The sequence below is a fragment of the Streptomyces marispadix genome, assembly GCF_022524345.1.
GTDB lineage: Bacteria > Actinomycetota > Actinomycetes > Streptomycetales > Streptomycetaceae > Streptomyces > Streptomyces marispadix.
On record NZ_JAKWJU010000002.1, the window covers coordinates 5,683,150 to 5,698,069 of the forward strand.

Below are 14,920 nucleotides of genomic sequence, written 5' to 3' on the forward strand. Positions count from 1 at the left end.
CCCTGGCAGACATGGACAACGAACCGACAGGAACGCACATCGACGAGTCGTACGACGTGGTCGTCGTCGGCGGCGGGGCCGCCGGGCTGAGTGCCGCGCTGGTGCTGGGAAGGTCCCGGCGCTCGGTGCTGGTGATCGACGCCGGCGAGCCCCGTAACGCGGCCGCGGACCATATGCACAACTACCTGGGCAGGGAGGGCGCGAGACCGGCCGAGCTGCTGGAGTCGGGCCGCGAGGAGGTCGGGCTGTACGGCGTGGAGGTGCGCGCGGGCCGGGTCTCCTCCGCGGTACGCGACGGCGGCGGCTTCGAGTTGGGCCTCGACGGCGGCGGCCTCGTGTCCGCCCGGCGGCTGGTGCTCGCCACCGGCGTCGTCGACGTGCTGCCGGACGTGCCGGGGCTGGCGGAGCGCTTCGGCCGTGACGTGCTGCACTGCCCGTACTGCCACGGCTGGGAGGTGGCCGACATGCCGCTCGGGGTCGTGGCGAGCGGCCCGGACTGCGTCGAGCGGGCCCTGCTGTTCCGGCAGTGGAGCAGTGATGTGGTCATCCTGCTCAACGGCCGTACCGCCCCGGAGGGTGACGACGCCGAGAAGCTCGCCGCACGCGGCATCCGCTGTGTGCCGGGCGAGATCGCACGGGTCGTCGTCGAGGACGACTCGCTCACCGGCGTCGAGCTGGCCCACGGCGAGATCGTGCACCGCAGGGCGCTGGTGGTCACCACCGACCCGGTGCCCGACACCGCGCTGCTCGACGCCGTAGGCGGCCCGGAGACCCCCGGTCTGAAGGTCGTCGGCAACGCGGCCACCCCGTACGCCGGGGTCATCGCCTCGGCCGCCGACGGCATGACCGCGGGGACCTTCCTCAACCACGAACTCATAGTCGAGGAGACCGCGGCGGCCGTCGCGAAGCACCGGAAGCACGGCGAGCACCGGAAGCACGGGGAGCACGGCAAGCAAGAGGAGCACGGCGAACACGGGAAGAACCGGAAACAGCACCTGAAGGAAGCCGCCTGATGAGCGACCACGCACACCACCTCACCGATGAGGAGGCGGCCATCTTCGAGCCGCCGAGCTGGGAGGAGCGCTACTCCGGCGAGGGAAGCTACTGGAGCGGCGACCCCAACCCGCAGTTGGTCGCCGAGGTTTCGGGCCTGACCCCGGGCACGGCGCTCGACGTCGGCTGCGGCGAGGGTGGCGACGTGATCTGGCTCGCCCGGCAGGGCTGGAAGGTCACCGGCGCGGACTTCGCCGCCAACGGCCTTGCCCGCGCCGCCCGTCACGCGGAGGAGGCCCACGTCGCCGACCGCATCGACTGGTGGCAGGTCGACGCCCGTGCCTTCGCCGCCGACGGGCGCTCCTACGATCTGGTCACCACCCATTTCCTGCACCCGCCGGACGGCGGGATGGTCGAGGTGACGCGGCGCCTGTCCGAGGCGGTAGCGCCCGGCGGTCACCTCCTGGTCGTGGGTCACGCCCCGTCCGAGGTGTTCACCCAACTCACCGCGAACCAGCGCAGGGCGATGTTCGTCGCCGAGGACCTGCTGCCCGGCCTGCCCGAAGGCTTCGACGTCCTCGTCGCCGAACAGCGCCCACGGAGAGTGGTCCGCGACGGCGTGACGGTCGACATCGACGACTCCACGCTCTTCGCCCGGCGTACGGCCTGACACGCTCCGGGGGCGCGGGCACACGCGACGCCGGCGGGGGCGCACACCACCTGCTCCGAGGGCGCCCCTGCGCCGCTGTACACCAAGATCACGCTGCTCTAATCTTGTGCGCCGGCTTGGTGGTTGACGTTCCGTCAGTCGTTTTTGTGGCGCGGTGTCTTGGGAGGTGCGGGTGGTTTCGGAGGAGCAGGACGCGGGTGCCTCGACGCCCCCAGCGCCCACATCCGGGTCCGTACCCACGACCGCTTCCGCTCACGGGGAGGCGAACGCGTCCGGTGGCGGTCCCGGCACGGGCCCCGGGCCCGGTCCCGCTGCCGAGTCGGCGTCCGTCGTCGTCGTGGGCGCCGGGCCCGCCGGACTCACCCTCGCCAACCTGCTGCTCGCCGAGGGCATCGACTGCGTCGTGGTGGAGGCGGAGAGCCGCGAGTTCATCGAACAGCGGCCGCGGGCGGGCTTCTTGGAGGAGTGGGCGGTACGCGCACTCGAACGGCGCGGCCTCGCCGGGCCCGCACTGCTCGGCGCTCAGGCGCAGGGCGACTGCGAGTTCCGGCTGGGCGGCACGCGGCATCTCTTCCGCTACGGGGCGCTCTCCGGCCACCGGCACATCGTCTATCCGCAGCAGTTCCTGGTGACGGACCTGGTGCGCGCCTACGCGGACGAGGCGGGCGGAGACATCCGCTTCGGCGCCCGCGACGTCGCCGTGCACGGCATACGTACCGAAAGCCCGTCGGTGACCTGGACCGACCCGGACACCGGCCGAGAGCGGACCGTGGTCTGCGACTTCGTCGCCGGATGCGACGGCGCCCGCGGCTCGTCGCGTTCCGCGATACCGGAAGGCGGCGTCGAGGTCTTCCGTCACGATCTGGGCGTGGGCTGGCTGGCGTTGCTCGCCGAGGCGCCGCCCTCCGCGGAGCGGGTCGTCTTCGGACTGCACCCGCAGGGCTTCGCGGCGCACATGGCGCGCAGCCCGCAGATCACCCGCTACTACCTGGAGTGCCCGCCGGGCGACTCGGCGGACAACTGGCCGCACGAGCGCGTCTGGAGCGAACTGCGCACCCGGCTCGCCGCACGTGGCGCCGACCCCCTCAACGAGGGCGAGGTGATCGAACGCCGCGTCCTCGACATGCACAACTACGTTGTCGAGCCGATGACTTACGGCCGCCTCCACCTCGCGGGCGACGCGGCGCACCTGGTGGCACCCGTCGCCGCGAAGGGCCTGAACCTCGCGCTCAACGACGCGCTGCTGCTGGCCGACGCCTTCCGTGCCTACTACCGGGAGGGCGACGAGAGCGGCCTGGAGGGCTACTCGGACGCCTGTCTGCGCAGGGTGTGGCAGTACCAGGACTTCAACCGCTGGGTCTCGGAGATCGTCCACGGCCCCTCGTCAGGCGACCCGTTCCGCGCGGGTGTCGCGGCGGCCCGGCTGAGGCGCATGACCCGCTCGGAACGGGCGGGCCGCGCGGTCGCCGCGCTCTACATCGGCAGCGACGCCGACCACTGACGGGCCGCCCGGCTACGGGCTACGGGCCTACGGACTACGAGTCACGGGCATGCGAGTTGCGGGCCATGAGTCACGGACTGCGAGTCACGGGCGAGTGCGGGCCGCTCGCGGTCCCGCGGCCCCGGCCGACTGCCGCTACGCGTAACCGCCTTCGACGAAGAGCAACCGGCGGTCCAGCGCCGTGGCCCTCAGCGCGAGAGCCTCCGCGTACTCGGGGGAGTCGTACCAGCTCCGTGCCGCGTCCATGTCGGGGAACTCCAGCACGATCAGCAGCGCTTCGTCCGGCCACTCACCCTCGACCGCCTCGGGCCGCCGCCCACGGGAGAGGTAGCGCCCGCCGTACAACTCGATGGAGGCGGCGGCCAGTTCGCGGTAGCGGGTGGCCTTCTCGCCGTCGACGACGGTGACTTCGGAGACGACGTAGGCAGGCATGCGGGCAAGCGTAGCCAGCCGAGGAGGGAGGACGGTCGGCGGACGGCCGCGGGGAGAGTTCTCCGGCCGAGAGCGTGTTGAACGGCGGGGGAGCCGGACAGGCCGGTCTCCTCCACGGAACGCGGACGTTCGGCGACTGCCGGGTTCGCGGGACCCTGGCAGAACGCCTTCAGCCGCATGGCCCAGGCGTCCTCGATGGGAACGGGACGACCGAGGACGTCCGACGCGGCGCGGTGGCCGGAGCGGATCGCCGCGTTGACCGTTGCCGGGTCGTCGGTCCACGTCGCCTCGCCCGCGAGGTGCAGCACCCCGCCCACGGGGGTGGCGAGCAGGTCGTGGTCCTCGGGCGCAGATCCCACGGTCATGTACGCATACGACCCTCGCGAGTAGAGGTCGTCCTGCCACGAGGTGACGTGCACACCGACGGGCTCTTCGACGCGGTCGCCGTAGAGCGGCGCAGTTCGCGGAGGACCGAGTCGACGATCTTCCCCTGCTCCCATCCTCGCGTCTCCTGCGCGGCCGGACCGGCGGCGAACGTGAGGAGCGTCGGCTCGCCGTGTACGGCGGTGAGGTCGTACCAGGAGTGCCACCAGGCCCCTCCCGGCCCTTGCTGACGGATGCCGTACACACCGTCGTCCCAGAACTTCGAGCTGAAACGGAGGAAGACCTTCTCGAAGGCGTTCATCTCAAGGCGCGCCAGCGCACCGGCCACCGGTTCGGGCAGCGGGGGCTCGATGACGAACTCCGCGGACTTCAGCACCCCCACCGGGACGGTGACCACGGCACGGTCGGCCGCGAACACGCCCTGACCGGCGGTGACTTCGACTCCGCCGGAAGACCGGCGCACCGAGGTGACGACGTGGCCCAGCCGGACGTCGAGGCCCGTCGCGAGGTGCGTCGCGAGGGCGTCGTAGCCGTCGGGGAAGACGACCTCGTCGCCGTCGATCGAATCGTCGTCGAGCCCGTGCGCGTCGAGCTCGTCGATCCATACGCCGTACTGCTCCTCGGTTCGGTGGCGCAGGTACTCCCGGACGCGCTCGGCACGTTCCGCCTCCCAGCCCTGGGCGGCGAGGGCCGCCTCTGCCGCCTCGCCGTACGAGCGTCCCGGGGCCATGGCGGCCACGACGCGGGCGAGTTCGGCGTCCACGGCGTCGATGTCGGCCACGAAGCGCTCCACCTCGTCGTCGGTGAGACGAACGCCCGAGGGGCCGTAGTAGGCGATGGGCCGGCTGTAGGGCTGGTACCCGCCGACCGTGAACTCCACGGTCCGCAGCCCGAACGCGGCTGCCGCCGCTGCGACCGGGCTGTCGGTGACCCCGTGGACCCAGGACGCGCCCAGATCGGTGACGACCCCGCCGTTCCGGTCGCTCCACACACGTCCGCCGATGCGATCGCGAGCCTCCAGCAGGACGACCCGCCGGCCGTTCCGGGAGAGCAGCCGTGCCGCGGTCAGTCCCGCGATACCCGCACCGACGACGATCGTGTCGACTCGCTCCATCGCACCCACCCCTTCCCGGCGCGCTTCGCGCGGCGCGCCGGTCAGCGTACTGGGCGGCGGGCGGTGGGCGGCGGGCGGTGCGGGCTCTCCCGGAGCACGGAGGCTGCGGGTCAGCCGCGAGGGCCGGACCGTCATGGCCGCGCTCTCGCGTGTGACCGGCTGCGTGTCACGGGTCGGCGATGTCGAGGGTGACCTTCGACAGGGGGCGGCCCACGCATGTCAGCACATAGCCGTCGGCCTTCTGACGTGGCGTGAGGCAGTTCGGCTCGTTCTGCGTGACCTCTCCGCTGCGAAGCCGCACCATGCAGTCGCCGCAGTTCCCGACCGTGCAGGAGTACGGCATCGGCACTCCCGCGGCGGCTCCCGCCTCCAGCAGCGTCTGGCCGGGCTCGACCACCACCGTGCCGACGGAGCGCCCGCCCTCCTCGACGGTCATCTCCTGCGGCACGGTCGTCGTGGACCCGGTGTCCGCCGCGCTGGTGTAGCGCTCATGGCGCACCAGCTCGTCCGGGACTCCGAGGCGCCGCCAGCACGCCCTGGACGGTCTCCGTCAGCGGCCCGGGACCGCAGACGTAGTAGCGGGCGTCCCGGGCCGGGGAGAGGCCGGTGACCCAGCGACGCACGCCGTCCGCGTCGAGCCGCCCGTCCCGTCGGGTCAGGACGTGGGTGACCGACAGCCGGTCGGGATGGGCCTCGGCAAGCCGGGTCAGTTCGTCGGCGAAGATGATCTCGTCCGCGTTGCGGCTGCTGTAGAGGAGCGCGATCCGGCCGCGGGGCCGGCGGACGTCGAGCTGCGCTCGGAGCATGCTCATCATCGGCGTCACGCCGCTGCCCGCCGCGACGAGCACCGTCTCGTCCGGGGGCTGCGGCTCGGCGTGGAAGGACCCCGACGGGCCGTGCAGCGCGAGACGGTCCCCGGCGCGGAGACCCCGGTGTACGTGGGTGGAGAACCGGCCGCCTTCGATGTGCTTGACGGTGACCTCCAGCCGCGACGAGCCGGGCGCCGACGAGGCCGAGTAAGCCCGTCGCACCCGGCGGCCGTCTATGTCGGCGACGAGTGTGAAGAACTGGCCGGGCCGGAAGCCGAACGGTCCGGGGCGCTCGCCCACGTCCTCCAGTACGAGGGTGACGGCGCTCGGTGTCTCCCTGCGCACCTCGGCGACGCGCACCTCTCGCGGGTGCTTCTCCGTCCTGCCCTCGTCGGCCGGGGCTCGGTGCGGGACGCCACGGCGGCGGCTGTTCCCCGCGGGCTCGACGTCCTCATAGCCCTCCTTGCGCAGGCCGGAACGGTAGGCACGGTTCATCACCAGTCGCAGCAACCGGTGCAGTCCCGGGATCGCGCCGACGGCCTTCAGCAGGAACGTGGGCGGACCGCCGCCGTCGGCGGCCGAGTTGGCGGCGAGGTGTTCTCCCGCCAGCGCCATCAGGTCCGGCACCGTGCCGCGGTCGGGGTGCGCGCCGGGGACCCAAGGCCGTGAGCGTGCGAGCGCGTCGTTGGCGGTCACCTCGGCGTGTTCGACGTCGACGAGCAGCGCCAAGTGCGGGGGCGTCCCGCGCAGCGCCATCGTCTCCAGCAGTGCGGGATCGTCGGTGATCGTGCCGTGGCCCCGTACGTGCAGGACACCGCTGCGCCCTGGAACGAGCGCGGCGAGAGAGAGCCGGTCGTCGTGCAGCAGGTTGTGGAGCGTGTCGGCACGTTTGTTGCCCTTACGGTCCGGGATGGCGAGCGTGCGGCCGTCCAGGATTCGCGCCGCCGTGTGCCGGTCCCCTCGCGGGCTGGTGTCGCTTCCGCCGGAGGAGTCCCACGTGGACAGCGCGAGGAACGGTGCCTCGGCCAGGAACCGGGCGACGCCGGGCCGGTGCAGGGGCCCGTCTCCCGTGATCTCGGCGGCCGGTTCGGCTGGGCCGGGCGGCTGCCACAGGCGGGACCGGAGGACGGCCTGCGCGCAGTGCACATACGCCTCGTCGATGTCGACGGTCGTCTCCGCGCCCTTCCGCGCCGCCGCCGAACCGTTGACACGCAGGATCTCCCCGACGCCCGGCAGGAGGAAGAAGAACGAGACCGGACCGTGCGGGTCGTCGCATTCGGGCACGGAGAACGAGATCCGCGTAGGCGAGTGGACGCGTACGAACCCCGGCGTGCCGCCGATGAAGGTCGTCCTGCTGAGGCCGTCCGCGTCCCGGTAGCCGAAGGCCGCGAGGGGGCACCGGGCGAGGACCGCCCGGCAGCCCTCGTCGAGGGCGCTGATCTGCTTGAGCCTGATCACCGGTGCCGGGCGGCCGACGGCCGTCTCGACCTCGTCCGCCGTCGTCAGCCGTCGCAGGGCGCTCAGCCGGTCTGCCTGCTGCACAAGGATTCCTCTCGGCCCTGGGGCGTACCGGCTCGGCACCGGCGTCCGCTGGGTGGTCCGGGCCTCGTCCGAGACGGTCGGCGTCCGCAGCCCGTTATCGAGCACGGTCTTGTTTCCGCAGCTCATGGCACTATTGTGAACAATTACTCAGCTCTTTGGCTACTCGCTTTCCCACGTCTCCGGGAGGACTCGGATGCCGTCGGCCGACCGCCGCGTTCAGCCACGTCGCAAGCCTCGTCAGGTGCGCGCCGAGCTCACCTACGAGCGCATCCTCACCGCCGCTGCTCACGTTTTCGCCGAGCACGGCTACGCCGCCGGCACCACCAACCGCATCGCCGAACGTGCCCGCATCTCCGTCGGCTCGCTGTATCAGTACTTCCCGAACAAGGACGCCATCCTCGCCGAGCTGCTGGTGCGGCACATCGACCGTGGCAGGTGGACACAGGCCGACCGACTCGACTTGTCCGCCGGCACCTTGGAGGCGATGGTGCGGGCACTGGTGCGCGACGCGATCGACAACCACCGCGACGATCCGCAACTGCTGCGCATCATGATCGAGGAGGCGTCGTTCTCGCCCGAAGTGCTCGAGACGATCGAACGGCACGGAAGGCTTCGCGTCGGTCAGGTACGCGACCTTCTCGCCCGGCACCCGGACGTCCGCGTACGAGACCTCGACACCGCGGCCGAACTGATCGTGACCACAGTGGAGATGAACACGCACAAGCTCATGGCCGATCCTCGGACCATTCCGGTCGAGACGTTCGAGAACGAACTGGTGGACATGGTCACCCGTTACCTGCGCGGCGATCGCTGGCCGAACGGATAGACGGCACGGGCGAGTTGAGAATCAGGGCGCCCGCCGGCACGGAATTGCCCGGGACGTCGCTGCCCTGCGGCAAGTGCGCGCGGCCACCCACTCCGCTTGCCCGGCCGGACCCCTTACGAACACCTACGGGCGTAAGCCCCACCGTCACGGGACCACATCGGCAGCCGCATGCCGAAAAACATCTCGCAGCCTCGGCGGCAAGAGGCATCGATCAGACCGTGGGCACCATCGATTTTTTCCTCTGGTTGGGAGCCGGAACGGCCGCCTACGCTGCTGCGCACCCCCCGGCTACCGGGCCCGCTGACGTACTAACGGGCCCCGCTGATGTAGGAGCACCGATGGCAACCACGCTTGCGGATGACCGGGCCACGCAAAAAGGTCTACGACGCAGTGTCATCGCTGGGTCGATCGGCGTCCTCGTCCACTGGTTCGACTGGGCGGTCTACGCTTATATGGCCACGACGATGGCGGACATCTTCTTCCCCAACCAGGACGGTACGGCCAGTCTCCTGTCCGTATTCGCCGTCTTCGCCGTCGCGTTCTTCGTCCGGCCACTCGGATCGGTCATCTTCGGTCACCTCGGCGACCGCTTCGGCCGCAAGAAGACGCTTTCCCTGGTCATCATTTCCATGGCCGCCGGAACTCTGCTGCTCGGTCTGATACCGGGCTACGACACGATCGGTCTGCTGGCGCCGATACTCCTCGTCGTCGCCCGGATCATCCAGGGAATCGCGGCCGGTGGTGAATTCGGTTCCGCCGCCGCCTTCCTCGCGGAATACTCCCCGGCGAAGCGCCGCGGTCTGGGGACCTCCTCCATCGAGGTCGGTTCCGTTCTCGGCTTCCTCCTCGCGTCCTTCGTCGTGTGGGCGCTCCACACGACGATGAGCGAAGCGGCGATCACCGCCGGTGGCTGGCGAATTCCCTTCCTCATCACCGTTCCTCTGGCTCTCGTCGGCCTGTACATACGCCTCAAGGTCGAGGACACCCCGGAATACCGAGCGCTGGAGGAGCTGGACACCGTCCCGGCGTCGCCCGTACCCGAGGTCTTCAAGAGCAACCGCAAGCAGTTCTTCCAGACCATCGGCATCGAGACGTTCATGAACTGCACGTTCTATGTGGTGCTCGTCTATCTCCTCACCTATCAAGAGGAGATCGTGGGGCTGCACCCCGACCAGGCCGCTCTGCTGTCGACCGTCGCCTCCCTGGTCGCCATCGCCCTCATCCCGCTCTCGGGCATCGCCTCCGACCGCGTCGGGCGCAAGCCGGTCCTGCTGAGCGCTGCCGGAATGCTCATCGTGGGTGCGGTGCCCCTGTTCCTCCTCATGCGACAGGGCACCCAGAACGCCGCCTTCGCGGCGACCGCGGGCCTCGCCGCCATCCTGGCGGTCATTCTCGGCACGCACTCCGCGACCGTCGCCGAGCTCTTCCCCACCCGCACCCGGCAGAGCGGCCTGTCCATGGCGTACGCGATCGCCGGTGCCCTCTTCGCCGGCACCCTGCCGTACATCAACACGTGGCTCATCTCGGTGACGGACGACCCGATGGTCCCGGCCTACACCCTCATCGTCGTCGGCGTCGTGGGCCTGCTGACCGTCCTGACGATCCCGGAGACCAAGAGCACCGACCTTCTCCATGAGTCCGACGTTTCCGCGGGAGGTTCAGTCCCGGCACCCGTACGCTGACCAGCAGCGATGGCGTGGCCGCCAGGCCGGCCTCGCTGTCGGTGCACCGCGGCGGACGGGAGTGCTCGTGATCAATGTGACCCTGCGACAGCTCGACTACCTGGTGGCGGTCGCCGAACACGGAACGGTCACTGCCGCGGCGCAGGCACTCCATCTCTCGCAGTCGACGGTCTCGTCGGCGATCGCCGACCTGGAACGCATCCTCAAGATCACCCTTTTTGTGCGGCACGCCCGGGGGCTCTCGCTCACCCGTGACGGGCAGATGGTCCTCGCCGAGGCCAGGCGCCTGCTGCGGGAGGTCTCAAGCCTGGAGCGCCGCGTGGCCGGCCTGAGCGGGGAGTTGGCAGGGGAACTCCGCATCGGGTGCTATTCGACGATTGCGCCGCTCCTTCTTCCCGCCATCGTCACCGAGTTCATGCTCAATCACCCGGCCGTGGACGTGAACTTCTCGGAAGGGTCGCAGCACGCGCTCCTGGAACAGATGGAGCAGGGCAAAAGCGACGTGGCCGTCATGTACGCGTACCGATTCCGGAACCATCTGACGGACCTCGGCCACACCGCCACAAAGCTCACGGCCGTGCCGCCGTACGTCCTGCTCCACCCTGAGCACGGACTTGCCGGGGCGGACACCGTCGCATTGCGTGATCTCGCGAACGACCCCTATATCCTCTTCGACCTCGAGCCGGGCGGGCAGTACTTCCTGTCCGTTTTCGACGCGGAGGGCGTGACCCCCGACGTCCGCTTCCGCACGCCCAATTCGGAACTCGTGCGCTGCCTTGTCGCCAGGGGTGCGGGGTATTCGCTGCTGAGCCAGCGGCCGAAGACGACGGTCAGCTACGAGGGCCTGCCGTATGTGGCCAAGGAACTCACGGCCAGGCACGAGGGGTTGGACGTCGTAGCGGTCACACCGGGCGACCGCATGCCCAGCAAGCGGGTCGCGACTTTCATCGAGATGGCCGTGGATCTCCTCAGGCCCGAGGTATTGAGATAACCGAAGGGACCTACGGAAATCCATTCTGGTTGACGAGGCCCCTTCTCCGTACGGTGGTGAATCAGTCCAATCCCCGGGCAGCGTCGTCGACTCGGAGGGAGCCACGTGCCACCCATGGGAACGGAACTCGTCGAGTTCCCGAATGCGGCGACGCCCGCGACAGCCGGCAGGCCAGGACGGGAGGCATTCCTCACTCCACCTCGCCTGTGCCGTCGCCGGTGGCGACCCGGAGTGAGTTCTCCCGGACGAGTCGCCGAGCGGCGGTGCAACAGATGAAATCCAGCGGAGGTACGTACGGATGTCGAGCACAGCGACGGAAGTCCTCGTCGTGGGCGGGGGCCAGGCGGGGATCGCGATGAGCGAGCACCTCGGCAACTACGGTGTCCCGCACATCGTCCTGGAGCGCGACCGCGTCGCCGAGCGGTGGCGGACTTCCCGTTGGGATTCCCTCGTGGCCAACGGCCCGGCGTGGCACGACCGTTTCCCGAACCTGGAATTCCACTGCGACCCCGACGCCTTTCCCACCAAGGAAGAGGTGGCGGCCTATCTGGCGGAGTACGCGGAGAAGATCGACGCTCCGATCCGCACCGGGGTCGAGGTGACCTCCGTGACCAAGAACATCGGAGAGCCCGGCTTCCGTGTGGCGACGTCGGAGGGCACCATCGACGCCCGCTACGTCGTGGCCGCGACGGGGCCCTTCCAGAAGCCGGTGATCCCGGACGTCATACCCGAGGCGGCCCGCATCCACCAGATCCACTCCGGCGGCTACCGCAATCCGCGGCAGCTACCCGAAGGGGCCGTCCTCGTCATAGGGGCCGGGTCCTCCGGTGTGCAGATCGCGGACGAACTGCGCCGGTCCGGGCGCGAGGTCTACCTCGCCGTCGGCCCGCACGACCGGCCCCCGCGACGCTACCGCGGCCGTGACTTCGTCTGGTGGCTCGGCGTCCTCAACAAGTGGGAGGCGGCAACGCCGCCCCAGGGCGCCGAGCACGTCACCATCGCGGTCAGTGGAGCCCGGGGCGGCCACACAGTGGACTTCCGCGACCTCGCCGAGGACGGCATCACGCTGGTCGGGACGGCCGAGTCCTACGAGGACGGCAAGATCCGGTTCGCCTCGGACCTCAAGCAGAACATCGTCCAGGGCGACGCCAACTACCTGTCACTGCTTCAGGAGGCCGACGCCTACATCGAGCGCAACGGCCTCGACCTGCCCGAGGAGCCGGAGGCGCACCGTCTGCGGGCCGACCCGCGGTGCGTGACGGACCCCCTGCTCGAACTCGACCTCGCCGAGGCGGGCATCGCCTCGATCGTCTGGGCCACGGGCTTCACACAGGACTACGGCTGGCTGAAGGTCGACGCGTTCGACGAGAAAGGGCGACCGCGGCACCGGCGTGGCATCTCATCCGAGCCCGGCGTCTTCTTCCTCGGGCTGCCGTGGCAGTCACGGCGGGGATCAAGCTTCATCTGGGGTGTCTGGCACGACGCGAGATTCCTCGCCGACCACATCATGATCCGCCGCTCCTACCGCGCCTACGGCTCGATGGAGGCGCCTGCGACAGCGTGACCGGACCCGCCCGCCGAGGCGCCTCCGGGACGGCACTCCGTCCCGCCGACGCACCGTCCGACGGCTTCGATTCCGGGGCCCCGAACGGCACTTGGGGCCCTTGCCGCGCCCTGTAGACCGGCGCGAGCTCTCGAAGATTGGGGAACTCTGTGAAGCACACGAGGATCCGTACGTTCAACACCAAGGACACCTACCCCGAGCAGAACCTCGACAACGACCTGTGCCAGGCCGTCGTCGCCGGTGGCGTCGTATATCTGCGGGGTCAGATCGGTCAGGACCTCGAAACCCGCGAGAGCGTCGGCATCGGCGACGTCGAGGCCCAGGCGGAGAAGGCGATGTCGAACATCGCCATGCTGCTGGAGGAGGCCGGCGGTGAGCTTCAGGACATCGTGAAGGTCGTCGTCTACCTCACCGACATCCGCTACCGCGAGAGCGTCTACCGCGTGATGGGGCGTTGGCTCAAGGGCGTCCACCCCGTATCGACCGGCATCGTCGTACAGGCGCTCGCCCGCCCCGAGTGGCTCGTAGAGATCGACGCCACGGCCGTTCTCGGGGAGCGTGCATGACTTTCTCCATCTTGGCCAGGGACGACTCCGGCGCCTTCGGAATGGCGGTCACGTCGTCCTCTCCCTGTGTGGCCGCGCGATGCCTCCACCTTCGCTGCGGCGTGGGCGTCGTGGCCTCCCAGAACATCACCGACCCCCGGTTCGGTGACTGGCTCCTCGACAGGCTCGCCGAGGGCGACTCGGCCGACGAGGCGCTGGCAAGGCTCCGCGAGCACGACGGCACCACGGCCTACCGTCAGTTGGCGGTCATCGGGGCGCAGGACGCTCCCGCCGTCCACTCCGGCGAGCGGACACTCGGCGTCCACCACTCGCGGACGTCGGAGCACGCCGTGGCGGTCGGCAACCTGCTCGACAACACCGGCGTCGTCGACGCCGTCCTGAGGCAATTCCAGTCCGCCACCGGCGAGTTCGAGCAGCGGCTGCTCACAGCGCTGAAGGCCGGTCTGGCTGCCGGAGGCGAAGCCGGCGACCTCCACTCGGCCGGACTCGCGGTCGTCCGCGACGCCGGGTGGCGCGAGACCGACCTGCGCGTCGACTGGAGCGAGACCCCGGTCTCCGACCTGGAGGCGCTGCTCGAGATGTGGCTGCCGCAGCGCCGTGACTACGTGACGCGCGGCGTCGACCCCCGCACGGCCCCGGCATACGGGGTGCCCGGCGATGAGTGAGACGAGCGAGGCGAAGAAGCGCGTCCAGGACGACGTCGAGAGTGTCCACGGCGAACTGATCGCGCTGTCCGAGTACTTGCACCGCAATCCCGAGACGGCGTGGAACGAGGTCGAGTCCGCCAAGAAGGTGGCGGAGGTCCTGCGCCGGTACGGCTTCGACGTCACGGAGGACTTCGTCGGCCTGCCCACCGCCCTTCACGCCCGGTTCGGGTCGGGCACGAGGCGGATCGGCTACATGGCCGAGTACGACGCGTTGCCGGGCATCGGGCATGCGTGCGGCCACAATCTCATCTCGGCGATGTCCGTAGGCGCGGCGATCGCTCTCGCCCCGCGGGCAGACGAACTCGGAATCACCGTCGAGGTCTTCGGCACCCCTGCCGAGGAGGGCGGCGGCGGCAAGATCGAGATGCTCGACCGCGGCGCGTTCGAGGGCCTCGACTTCGCGATGATGGCCCACCCGGCTCCCGTGGACGTCGCTCGCGCCGTGCCCTTCGCCGTGTCGCACTCGGCGGTCCGCTACACGGGCAAGGCGGCGCACGCGGCCGCGTACCCGACCCATGGAAGAAACGCCGCGGACGCGTTCACCATCGCGCAGGTCGCGATCGGACTGCTGCGCCAGCAGTTGCCGCCCAGCGTGCGTGTGCACGGCATCGTCACCTCGGGCGGCGAGGCGCCGAACGCCATCCCGCAGTCGACGGCGGGACGTTGGTACGTGCGCGCGGAGGACATGGCCGAACTCGCCGAGACCGAGGAGAAGGTGCGCCGCTGTTTCGAGGCGGGCGCGCTGGCCACGGGGTGCGACGTGGAGATCGAACCGGAGTCGCAGCCGTATTCCGACTTCCGCACTCACGAGCCGGCGTTGGCGTTGTACGAGCAGAACGCCGTCGAGTTGGGGCGCGAGTTCGTCACCGAGGGTCCGGAGACGCAGATGTGCCGCGCCTCGACGGACATGGGCAACGTCTCGCAGGTCGTCCCCGCCATCCACCCCTACATCGGTCTCGGCTGCTTTCCGGTGCTCAATCACCAGAGGGAGTTCGCCGATCACTGCATCGGCGAAGTCGCCTCGCGGACCCTGAGCGATGGTGCGACGGCCCTTGCGTGGACGGCGGTCGACCTGGCACAGGGCTGGATGTCCTGAGCGGACACGACCAGGTGTCCCTCGGCGTCCTGGCCGGCGCGGA

Annotated in this window: 13 protein-coding genes and 1 pseudogene; 10 read left to right on the forward strand and 4 right to left on the reverse strand. The window is 70.1% G+C overall.

The window, feature by feature from the left end:
• Positions 1-11: 11 nt before the first annotated feature.
• The 3 genes from MMA15_RS23665 (at position 12) to MMA15_RS23675 (ending at position 3,164) form a co-directional block, all read left to right on the forward strand.
• Positions 12-1,013 carry an NAD(P)/FAD-dependent oxidoreductase gene (locus MMA15_RS23665; protein ID WP_241062121.1) on the forward strand — a complete coding sequence of 334 codons (1,002 nt, stop codon included), beginning with the start codon at positions 12-14 and terminating at the stop codon, positions 1,011-1,013.
• Positions 1,013-1,663: a class I SAM-dependent methyltransferase gene (locus MMA15_RS23670; RefSeq protein WP_241062123.1), complete on the forward strand. Its 651-nt coding sequence runs from the start codon at positions 1,013-1,015 to the stop codon at positions 1,661-1,663. The genes MMA15_RS23665 and MMA15_RS23670 overlap by 1 nt, the downstream gene beginning before the upstream one ends.
• A gap of 172 nt (positions 1,664-1,835) precedes the next feature.
• Entirely contained in the window at positions 1,836-3,164 is a 1,329-nt protein-coding gene (locus MMA15_RS23675; protein ID WP_308290584.1) for a 4-hydroxybenzoate 3-monooxygenase, read from the forward strand.
• Positions 3,165-3,299: 135 nt separating this feature from the next.
• On the opposite strand, the gene MMA15_RS23680 is transcribed toward MMA15_RS23675, so the two are convergent.
• The 4 genes and pseudogenes from MMA15_RS23680 to MMA15_RS23695 all read right to left on the reverse strand — a co-directional run bounded on the left by MMA15_RS23680 (position 3,300) and on the right by MMA15_RS23695 (position 7,571).
• Positions 3,300-3,596, reverse strand: coding sequence for a DUF1330 domain-containing protein (locus MMA15_RS23680; RefSeq protein WP_241062130.1), 297 nt, complete (start codon positions 3,594-3,596; stop codon positions 3,300-3,302).
• A 272-nt stretch (positions 3,597-3,868) separates the two neighbouring features.
• Positions 3,869-5,229: pseudogene (locus MMA15_RS23685) on the reverse strand (flavin monoamine oxidase family protein); the annotation flags it as partial.
• Positions 5,230-5,260: 31 nt separating this feature from the next.
• The gene (locus MMA15_RS28320) at positions 5,261-5,593 is read right to left on the reverse strand and encodes a 2Fe-2S iron-sulfur cluster-binding protein (RefSeq protein WP_241062131.1); all 333 of its coding nucleotides are present in this window, start codon (positions 5,591-5,593) and stop codon (positions 5,261-5,263) included.
• Entirely contained in the window at positions 5,583-7,571 is a 1,989-nt protein-coding gene (locus MMA15_RS23695; RefSeq protein ID WP_241062137.1) for an FAD-binding oxidoreductase, read from the reverse strand. The genes MMA15_RS28320 and MMA15_RS23695 overlap by 11 nt, the downstream gene beginning before the upstream one ends.
• A 67-nt stretch (positions 7,572-7,638) precedes the next feature.
• Here MMA15_RS23695 and MMA15_RS23700 point away from each other — a divergent pair, with 67 nt between their 5' ends.
• The 7 genes from MMA15_RS23700 to MMA15_RS23730 all read left to right on the forward strand — a co-directional run bounded on the left by MMA15_RS23700 (position 7,639) and on the right by MMA15_RS23730 (position 14,877).
• Positions 7,639-8,271, forward strand: a complete 633-nt coding sequence (locus tag MMA15_RS23700) for a TetR/AcrR family transcriptional regulator (protein ID WP_241062138.1) — start codon at positions 7,639-7,641, stop codon at positions 8,269-8,271.
• A gap of 338 nt (positions 8,272-8,609) precedes the next feature.
• On the forward strand, positions 8,610-9,953 hold the full coding sequence (locus MMA15_RS23705) for an MFS transporter (RefSeq protein ID WP_241062140.1): 1,344 nt from the start codon (positions 8,610-8,612) through the stop codon (positions 9,951-9,953).
• A 67-nt stretch (positions 9,954-10,020) separates the two neighbouring features.
• Complete coding sequence (locus tag MMA15_RS23710) at positions 10,021-10,944, forward strand: LysR substrate-binding domain-containing protein (protein ID WP_241062143.1); 924 nt, start codon at positions 10,021-10,023, stop codon at positions 10,942-10,944.
• Positions 10,945-11,242: 298 nt separating this feature from the next.
• On the forward strand, positions 11,243-12,508 hold the full coding sequence (locus MMA15_RS23715) for a flavin-containing monooxygenase (protein WP_241062146.1): 1,266 nt from the start codon (positions 11,243-11,245) through the stop codon (positions 12,506-12,508).
• Between the two features lie 149 nt (positions 12,509-12,657).
• Positions 12,658-13,074, forward strand: coding sequence for a RidA family protein (locus MMA15_RS23720; RefSeq protein WP_241062148.1), 417 nt, complete (start codon positions 12,658-12,660; stop codon positions 13,072-13,074).
• A complete protein-coding gene (locus MMA15_RS23725) occupies positions 13,071-13,739 on the forward strand; it encodes a DUF1028 domain-containing protein (protein WP_241062153.1) in 669 nt (222 codons plus the stop codon). The genes MMA15_RS23720 and MMA15_RS23725 overlap by 4 nt, the downstream gene beginning before the upstream one ends.
• Positions 13,732-14,877 carry a M20 family metallopeptidase gene (locus tag MMA15_RS23730; protein ID WP_241062154.1) on the forward strand — a complete coding sequence of 382 codons (1,146 nt, stop codon included), beginning with the start codon at positions 13,732-13,734 and terminating at the stop codon, positions 14,875-14,877. The genes MMA15_RS23725 and MMA15_RS23730 overlap by 8 nt, the downstream gene beginning before the upstream one ends.
• Positions 14,878-14,920: the final 43 nt, after the last annotated feature.